The 9,096-nt window shown below is 42.3% G+C and carries 9 protein-coding genes; 4 read left to right on the top strand and 5 right to left on the bottom strand.

All coding sequences use genetic code 11. The features are described from left to right. Nucleotides 1-101: 101 nt before the first annotated feature. Nucleotides 102-716, bottom strand: a complete 615-nt coding sequence (locus NU887_RS17610) for a hypothetical protein (protein WP_258424696.1) — start codon at nt 714-716, stop codon at nt 102-104. A 118-nt stretch (nt 717-834) separates the two neighbouring features. On the opposite strand from NU887_RS17610, the gene NU887_RS17605 reads away from it, so the two are divergent. Continuing rightward, nucleotides 835-1,551, top strand: a complete 717-nt coding sequence (locus tag NU887_RS17605; protein ID WP_258424695.1) for an ABC transporter ATP-binding protein — start codon at nt 835-837, stop codon at nt 1,549-1,551. Continuing rightward, a complete protein-coding gene (locus tag NU887_RS17600; RefSeq protein ID WP_258424694.1) occupies nt 1,544-3,187 on the top strand; it encodes a putative ABC exporter domain-containing protein in 1,644 nt (547 codons plus the stop codon). The genes NU887_RS17605 and NU887_RS17600 overlap by 8 nt, the downstream gene beginning before the upstream one ends. A gap of 211 nt (nt 3,188-3,398) precedes the next feature. Here the strand turns inward: NU887_RS17600 and NU887_RS17595 are convergent, their stop codons facing one another. Continuing rightward, nucleotides 3,399-3,968: a pentapeptide repeat-containing protein gene (locus tag NU887_RS17595; protein WP_258424693.1), complete on the bottom strand. Its 570-nt coding sequence runs from the start codon at nt 3,966-3,968 to the stop codon at nt 3,399-3,401. 208 nt (nt 3,969-4,176) lie between these two features. Beyond that, a complete protein-coding gene (locus NU887_RS17590; RefSeq protein WP_258424692.1) occupies nt 4,177-4,398 on the bottom strand; it encodes a hypothetical protein in 222 nt (73 codons plus the stop codon). A 223-nt stretch (nt 4,399-4,621) separates the two neighbouring features. Here NU887_RS17590 and NU887_RS17585 point away from each other — a divergent pair, with 223 nt between their 5' ends. Together NU887_RS17585 and NU887_RS17580 are read left to right on the top strand one after the other, a co-directional pair. After that, complete coding sequence (locus NU887_RS17585; RefSeq protein ID WP_258424691.1) at nt 4,622-5,656, top strand: galactitol-1-phosphate 5-dehydrogenase; 1,035 nt, start codon at nt 4,622-4,624, stop codon at nt 5,654-5,656. 10 nt (nt 5,657-5,666) lie between these two features. Further along, nucleotides 5,667-6,785, top strand: a complete 1,119-nt coding sequence (locus NU887_RS17580) for a Gfo/Idh/MocA family protein (RefSeq protein ID WP_258424690.1) — start codon at nt 5,667-5,669, stop codon at nt 6,783-6,785. A gap of 116 nt (nt 6,786-6,901) precedes the next feature. Here the strand turns inward: NU887_RS17580 and tnpA are convergent, their stop codons facing one another. Together tnpA and NU887_RS17570 are read right to left on the bottom strand one after the other, a co-directional pair. Next, nucleotides 6,902-7,363, bottom strand: a complete 462-nt coding sequence (tnpA, locus tag NU887_RS17575; RefSeq protein WP_258424699.1) for an IS200/IS605 family transposase — start codon at nt 7,361-7,363, stop codon at nt 6,902-6,904. 294 nt (nt 7,364-7,657) lie between these two features. After that, the gene (locus NU887_RS17570; protein WP_258424689.1) at nt 7,658-9,031 is read right to left on the bottom strand and encodes a Gfo/Idh/MocA family protein; all 1,374 of its coding nucleotides are present in this window, start codon (nt 9,029-9,031) and stop codon (nt 7,658-7,660) included. Nucleotides 9,032-9,096: the final 65 nt, after the last annotated feature.

The raw sequence follows: 9,096 nt of genomic DNA, 5'->3' as shown, positions 1-9,096 counted from the left end.
GACTGTTAGAAGGTGTTTTACCAACTATTTTTGACCATTAGATCGGGAAAAATAAAAAATCGCATTGGTTATTCTAGACCAATGCGATTTTGATTTTTAAATCAGAAACTGGAATTCCTCCACCTTCCTCCTCCTACAAAAAAACCCAGAGAAATTCCAAAGTAGCTGTTCTCGGTTTCTCCAATAACATTGTTACTTACATCCACAATATCGCTGACAGGTAAAAAATTATAATCAAGAGAAAGCCTGAACTTGCCTGTCTCAAAACCGCCTCGGACCATTCCAAAAGTTGCGGAATTTGTAGAAAGCTGCCCAATATCATCTCCATCACCTATTGGGTCTTCAATAGCCAGGTTTGAGAACAAAGCCCTTCCAACACCTGCACCTAAAAACGGTGCAAAATTACTTCCTTCTTTGTGGAAATGATAGTCATAAGTCAGGGCAAATGATCCATTACCGGAAACCTCTCCTTTGACAGTTTCATTGGAAGTATTGTAAACCACGTCTCGCGCCATTCCTACTACCCCAAATCTCAATCCGATATTCATGTTGGATTTGAAATTATATTTAGGTTCAAGATATAATAATGCACCTCCACCTCCGACTTTCGGAACAGCAAAACCTAAATCCATTCCTACTCTAAACCTGTCTTCTTGCTGTGCGAAAGCCAGATTCACACTGAGTACTATTAAAAGTGTAATGATGATTTTTTTCATGTGGTCTTGAATTATGTTGGTTAATGTAAGAAAATCGACGTTTATCTTCAAGTCTTAAACCAAAATCCGCCGAAGGCGTTACATTTGCCGAAGATCAAAAACTTTTACGTACGCCATCATGCTTGAGGTTTCGGGATTAATCAAAAAATACGGTAAGCAAAACGCCGTCAACAACATCAGTTTTTCATTACAAGGCGGTGAAGTGGTCGGGCTATTAGGTCCAAACGGAGCCGGTAAAAGTACCACGATGAAATGTATCGTGGGTCTGCTTCGCAAAACCGCAGGTGAAATTCAGATCGCTGGTCATGACCATCTTTCGGTAGCGGCAAAAAAATATTTTTCCTACATCCCTGAAACACCACATGTTTATGACCTGCTGACCGTCAAAGAACACATGCAGTTTATTGCACAGGCTTATGGCATCAAGGATTGGAAAGACAAAGCAACCGAACTGATGGAAATCTATGACCTGACGGACAAAGCAGACAAACTTGGCCGTGATCTGTCTAAAGGCATGCGTCAAAAAGTTTCTATCTGCTGTGCCTTGTTGCCGGATCCACAGGTTTTGTTTTTTGACGAGCCAATGATCGGACTTGATCCAAAAGCCATCAAAAACACCAAAAAAATATTCAAGGAGCTCAAAGACCAAGGAAAAACCATTTTGGTCAGTACACACCTCATCGATAGTGTGGAAACAATCGCAGATCGGATTATGATCATGAAAGACGGCAATATCATCGGAAATGATACCATATCTAATCTCAAGACAGCCTTTAGCAGTGCCGGCGATTCAAGTTTAGAAGACCTCTTTTTAGAATTGACCAAAGATGAATGAGTTCAAACTTCTAATCCGCAAAGACCTTTTTATTCTGGTCAACAATATAAAGCTGATCCTTAGAAATCCCCTGAGGCTGTTACCTTACATATTTGTATTGGGCTATTTCAGTTTTTTCTATTTCCGTAGAAGTGGGAAAAAGTCTGAAATCAATACCGAGGAAATCGGAAACCTTCAGGACGCTGCCGGGCAATTCGAACAGGTTGATTTTGCTGTTCAGAATATTGCCGGGGGAATTACCCTTTTGGCTTTGGCTTTTTTGATGTTTCAGCTTTATAGAGCCACAAAGAAAAATATCAGTTTCTTCAGTATGGCAGATGTGAACTTGCTTTTCACTTCTCCCGTTTCCCCTCCAAAGTTATTGATGTATTACATGATACGGTCAATTGTTCCTTCGCTTGGAGGCTCTTTTATTTTTGTAATTTACAGTACTGCCCAACTCAATGATGTTTTTGACCTCACTCCTTTAAATCTGATCTTGATGTCCATCGGAGTGACCATGTTCTTCTTTATTCTTTCACCAATCAAGTTTCTGATCTACACCCTTAATACCAAGTACAATATCTTGGGTTATATCAAAAACGGGGTTTTTGCACTTGGGGTGATCCTTCTCCTGATGATCTTGATCCCAGGTCTTATGGCGGAGAAATTCTGGCAGGGAATGTTTGCCTGGATCAGTTCTCCTTGGTTTGATTTCTTTCCATTGGTTGGTTGGAGCCGTGGAATTATCACTTTTGTCAGTCATAATAATATCTGGATTTCCCTCGGCTTTATCGGCGTTTATCTTCTTTCCTTTTTGATAATTGTGCAATTGGTACTGACCCACGCAGGATATTATTACGAAGATGTACTCGATTCTACCCAATCCAATGAGGAGGTTAAGGAAAAAGCAAAAGGAAAACAGCAGGCTTCTGAATCTACAGGAAGTCTCAACCTCAATAAGAAACTGGAACTGAAAGACTTCGGAACCGGTGCCACGGCTTTGTATTGGAGAAATTACGTTCACAGTTCAAGACAGGATTTTCACCCTTTATTTGGGCTATATGGTTTGGGATTTTCAGCCATTGCCATCATTATGGCTATTTTATCCAATTTTGATTGGTTTTCTCATAAGATCATTTATGGCTATTTGATCATGATGATTGGTATGTACTTTATGGCTGGAATGGGAAGGACAAGTATTGGAGATCTCAAAAAGCCATATTTCATTTTGATTCCTGCTTCTTGGACTTCCAAATTCTGGAACATGATCAAACTTGATATTTATCAGACATTGATTATGTCGGTGATTATGGTTATCCCAACAGTGCTAATCGCAGATTTGAGCTGGGGATTGATGTTCCTTTTTCCCTTTTGTATGATAGCATTTTACCTGACCGGCTTTGCCATAACACTGACTACACAAGTGGGTTTTGACGAAGGATGGGACCGGAAGCTGATCAAGCCCGTTATTATTGGAGGGGTGTTTTTGTTTGGAATTCTTCCTTCTCTGGCGGCAGGAGTATTTGGGTTTGTCATTTCTAGACAATTTATATTTGCGATGACCGGCGTCAGCATGGGTATATTCATTGTGGCAGCAGTGATGCTGCACGTGACCTTGGATATCATAAGCAAGGTGGAGTTTAAGGAAATGTGATGATTTTTTAGCTCACGCAAAGACGCAGAGGAAAATAAATGATGAATTCAATTATGAATGAATCTGCTGCTCTGTTTCCTCTGGGCACTCTGTGATAAAATTTCGAAATCCCCTTTTTGCGACCATTGCGATACCTTCGTGTCCATTGCGGTAAAAAAAATCAGGAAGTGAATTAGGAAGTCCAAGTCCAAAGACTTGAACTATGCTTGAACTACCCAATTTCAATCCCATATTTCCCCAATAATCCTGGCAGTCCGTCAAGGGCAAACTTTGCCTTTTTGATCCTGCACCGGTCGGGATCGATATTAAAATTGGAAGCATGCCTGAAATCAGCCTTTTCCAAAACGGTATTGTCAAAAACCGCTCCTGAAAGATCAGAACCGTCAAAAACGGATGCACTGAAATCTGCTTCTGAAAAGTCCGCTTCCTTCAACCTGCAATTTTTGAATACCGTCTTCTGCAGCTTCGTTCTGAAAAATGAAGCATGGTCCAAAACACAATTCTCAAATCCCAATACCAGACCTATAATTTCACATTTGTCAAAACGCAAACCCAATAACTTGCAGTCTTTGAAAACCACCTCTCTAAATGCAGTTTTGAAGAGGTTTGCCATGCTCAGGTTACAACCCAAAAATTCACATTCAATAAAAACCGATCCTGACAAGTCCGCATTTGCCAGATCGGCACCCTTGAATGTACATGACTCATATTCTCCTTTTTTGAAAAGTTTGGATTCGAAATCAGCACTGGTGAAAGTTTGGGATTGGAAATAGGAAGGCATACTTAGAGGTTCTATATATTTTTTGGTTGATCTGCAATTCTGACACTTTCCAAATACAATTCAATGCTATTAGATATTAATTGATATTGGATACTCATTGATATTGTTTCTGTTACCAACTCATTATTTGATCTTAAGAGTTTTAAAATGAGTGCGAAAAATTGTATTTAAATATCACACATTATTTGGCAAAAAATAAATTCTTAATTCAATTGCTATTTACCCTTCTGGAAATCAATCTTTCAGTAAAATCATTTACTGTATCCTTATCCAAATCATTCCAAGAACCAGAAAAAGATAAAATCTCTTCTTTATATAAGGCAGGATTTTCAAGCTTAAGGATAAAATTCTCCAACAACTCCAGTTTATCTGAAGGTATCTGTTTGATTTTTTTGGAAAGCCTGTTTCTTAACTCAGTTTCTTTAATCATGGCCGTAACTTTAATTGAATGTAAGGATTTTTACGAAAAATTGGTTTACAAAAAGATTCAATAAATCTCGTTAATCGAAATTCTTACCATTTATTTGTACTAGAATTTAAAGAAATTAATGGAACGGAATCCTTTCCGCATCTAATTGTTCCATTCGACCAGAAGCTTTCCCTTTTCTTCAAAATTTCCCTTATTTTTAATTTCTAACTCTTTGCCCCTGAATATGAAAGCGCTGGTACTGGAATCCTACAATAATCTGGTGTATAAAGACATGCCCGAACCGGAATACAAACCGAATGAGGTTTTGGTTAGGGTCAAGGCCTGCGGGATCTGCGGAAGCGATATCCATGGTTTTGACGGGAGCTCGGGGAGGAGAAATCCACCCCTGATCATGGGACACGAGGCATCCGGAGTGATTGTCGAAGTTGGCGCTTCTGTCAAAAACTACAAGGTCGGCGACCGGGTCACTTTCGACTCTACTGTTTACGACCTTGATGATTGGTACACACTCAAAGGAAAATACAACCTCAGCGATAGCCGGATGGTGCTTGGCGTTTCTCCCAAGGAATATAAAAGGCATGGCGCTTTTGCGGAATATGTTGTTGTACCCGAGCACATCCTTTACCATTTGCCGGATTCGGTGACTTTTGAGCAGGCGGCCATGGTGGAGTCCGTGGCTGTCGCGGCCCATGCCATCGACCTCACGCCCATCAACCTCCGTGACACGGCTTTGGTAGTGGGCACAGGCATGATCGGGCTGTTTTTGGTACAGTTGCTCAAACTTTCCAATGCAGGTACCATCATCGCCATAGACATCGATGACAAAAAACTGGCCCTTGCCAAAAAATTTGGAGCTGACCATACTTTCAATTCTGCAACAGATACCAATATCCCTGAATCCATTTTGGCACTCACCCACAACCGAGGCGCAGATGTCGCTTTCGAAGCGGTCGGTGTCAGTGCAACGATCAAAATGGCAATTGAAAATGTAAGAAAAGCGGCGACTGTGACTTTGGTGGGCAATATTTCTCCAAAAGTAGAAATCCCGCTTCAGGCTGTTGTCACCCGGGAAGTCCGGTTGCAGGGCAGTTGTGCCATCGCGGGAGAATACGGCATCGTCCTCGAATTGATCGAAAAAGGACTTGTCGATGTAGATTCATTGCTTAGCGCTACAGCCCCATTGGAAGATGGTGCAGATTGGTTCAAAAGGCTTTATGCCAAAGAACTCGGACTGAACAAAGTAATCCTTCAACCCTAACCTAACCAACATGTATAGAACCGGAATCATCGGATGCGGCAAAGTAGCCCACCTCCACGCCAAAGCATTGAAGCACCTTCCTACTTCGGATTTTGCAGCAGTATTCAGCAGGACTTTGGACAAAGCAAAATCTTTTGCTTCGGAATATGGCGTAAATGCCTATGACAATATCACGGAGATGGTGGAAAAGGAAAAACTCGATCTCGTCATGGTCTGCACGCCACATCCAAATCACCTTGACCCCACCCTCGAAGCCATGGCGGCAGGCGCACATGTGATCGTCGAAAAACCCTTGGCTTCAACTTTGGAGGACTGTGATGTGATGATTGCTGCGGGAAAAAAATACAACAAGAAACTGGGAACAATCAGCCAAAGGCGATTCTATGAACCGGTCATCAGGTTGAAAAAAGCCATTGACGATGGGAAAATCGGCAGACCCATCCTCGGCACCATCAACATGCTGAGTTGGAGAGATGAGAAATACTATAAATCCGACCCTTGGAGAGGTTCTTGGGAACACGAAGGCGGCGGCGTGATGGTCAATCAGGCACCACATCAACTTGACCTGCTTGTATGGCTGATGGGAGAAATCGATGAAGTATATGGTACTTGGGCCAATATGACCCATCCTTATATCGAAGTCGAAGACACAGCTTTAGCAATTGTAAAATTTAAAAACGGTGGCCTCGGAAGCATCTTCCTCAGCAATTGCCAAAAACCGGGAATCCATACCAAAGTACAGATTCACGGCAGCAATGGCGCTTCAGTAGGTGTCACCCCTGAAGCCGGCGCCATGTTTATCGCAGGCGTATCGGGCATCGCAGGGCCACCGGTCAATGACCTTTGGACAGTTCCGGGGGAGGAACACCTCATCGAACAATGGACCAAAGAAGACACAGAGATATTCAACAGCATCGATCCCACAGTCCATTATATCGAAAAGCAGATCGAGGAATTTTTGGACGCACTTACTGCAGGAAGAGAACCCCTCATCACAGGCGAAGAGGGACGAAAAACAGTAGAGCTTTTCACCGCCATCTACCGCTCTACCCGCGACAACAAACCCGTCAAATTCCCCCTATTCCCAGAAAAAGACAGAAAAGATATGGATGGGAGGTTGAAAGAGTGAATAGATAAGGGATTCGAGAGTTTGGTGAAAATCAAGATTTGACAAACCCCGAAGGGGTGTCAAGATTATAGAAAACCAAGATCTCATAAGCAAAAACCCCGAAGGGGTGACATGTTTCATTGAATCCAATCGAACAAATATTTTTCTTCATATTGAATTTCAAACTTCTTCAAAAATGAAATGTATTCCTGTTTAAAGGAAGTTTTTCTGTGATGCTCTTCTTGGTTTAAAATATATTGATAAACATTATCCAATTGGGAATGGGAATAAGAAAACGCACCATATCCTTCCTGCCATTCGAACCTCCCTTTTACAAATTTATTTTCATTGATGAAGTTGGAAGAATTGTTTTTAACATCCTTGATAAGATCAGATATTGACATCGCAGGTTTAAGTCCAACAAAAACATGTACGTGATCAGTTACACCATTTACAATTATAGGTTTCTGGTTTTTACCTTTTATAATTCCTGCCATATATTTAAACACTTCCTCTCGCCAAGGATTTAGCAAGAGGTTTTCTCTGCCCTTCACGGCAAATACATATTGAATATAGATTTGGGAAAATGTTCCAGGCATGTAGCATATCACCCCTTCGGGGTTTTGGTGGTAAAACAATAATTTTTTTCTATAATACTATCACCCCTTCGGGGTTCAAAATAGAGAATACATTTAGAATGAAAATTGCAGAAATGTTTAGGTTATTTAGCATATCACGCCTTCGGGGTTTTGATGGTAAAACAATAATCTTTTCCTATAATATTATCACTCCTTCGGGGTTCAAAATGGACAATCATATCTCGAATCTTTAAATGAAAACTCGATCCCATTCTCTAAACCACTCTACTTCCGTCTTCCGACTTCCGTCCTTCCCTACTTCCCCCTCCCACTCTTCTTCAATTCAATATCTGTCAGGTCGGCGACTTTGATGGGTTTGCCGGATTCGATGGAATTGCGGGCGGCGATGCCGACGAGGATGGACATGGCTCCGTCACGGGTTCCGGCGGATTGGCGGTAAGGATCGGCCATATTGGGATCCAGGAAAAGTTTATCTTTGAGACGTGTGTCCCCGCCTCCGTGACCACCGCCGCCATGGGGAATCACGATCAATTCTGTTTCTCCAAAGTTTTTGGTCAGGCGGATTTCGTCCTCCTCCTTTTCCTCCCAAGGTTGGCTTTCCTTGATCCAAGCCTCCACGCGGCCTTTGGTACCGTTAAAGGCAATCCGGTAACCTTCATAGGGTGAATATGTCGTAAGCGAGTAGCTCACCTGCACCCCATTCATATACCGGATCTGAACGGCCATTTTATCATAAATATCAATGTCTTCCCTGAAAACACAGCCGTCTCGCAGGTAACCGTCATGGTGCTCATTATTGACATAAAGTTCCACCATGTGCTTGCTTTTGGTGATGTCCCAATAAAAATCGCATTTGGATTTGTGCGGACAGGGACGGCAATTGGTGCTTCGGAAAGGGCCGTTTTTTCCATAAAACTCCAAAGCGCCATAAGCAAAAACTTCCTCCGGATCTGAGTCCAACCACCAATTGAGCAGGTCAAAGTGGTGCGTGGATTTGTGGACAAGGAGCGTCCCTCCTTTGGCTTTGTACCCGTGCCACCTGCGGAAATAATCTGCCCCGTGGGAGGTATTCAGGTACCAATGAAAATCCACAGATGTAATGTCACCGATTTCACCGTTGCGGAGAATTTCATAGATCCGCTGACGGTGGGGAGAATAGCGGTAATTGAACGTGACGATGACCTTCTTGCCGGATTTACGCTCGGCGTCTAGAATAGCCTGACACTTGTCTTCATCTGTGGTCATCGGTTTTTCAGTGATGACATTGATCCCTGCTTCCAAGGCCTTGATGATAAAGATGTGGTGTGTCGAATCCATTGTGGTGACGATGACGACGTCAGGTTTGCGCTCAATAAGCATTTGGTCAAAATCGGTAAAAAGTGGACACTCCACTCCAAGGTACTTCTTCCCAAATTCCAAACGACCGGGATTGATGTCGCACAGACCCACGAACTCGATCTGATCCTTGTATACGTTTTGGACGTCTCTCCCAAACATATTGGCTCCACGAACTCCCAAACCAACGAGGGCAATTTTCATTTTTGCAGCAGGATTGTCATGGAGGGTAAGAGCTTCTGCAATGCCATTGAGAAAAACTGAACCTGCTGCGAGTGTTGCGGATTTTGCTAAAAATTTTCTTCGTGAAGAATCAGTGGAATGGGTTTTCATGGGTTAGAATGTTGGTTGATCTTAAAAATATCAAATTAAGTTTTATTGTCCATCCTTTTCTTTCG

The organism is Aquiflexum gelatinilyticum (assembly GCF_024741135.1).
In the GTDB taxonomy this organism is placed as follows: domain Bacteria; phylum Bacteroidota; class Bacteroidia; order Cytophagales; family Cyclobacteriaceae; genus Cognataquiflexum; species Cognataquiflexum gelatinilyticum.
This window is presented reverse-complemented; position numbering and strand designations above follow the sequence as displayed.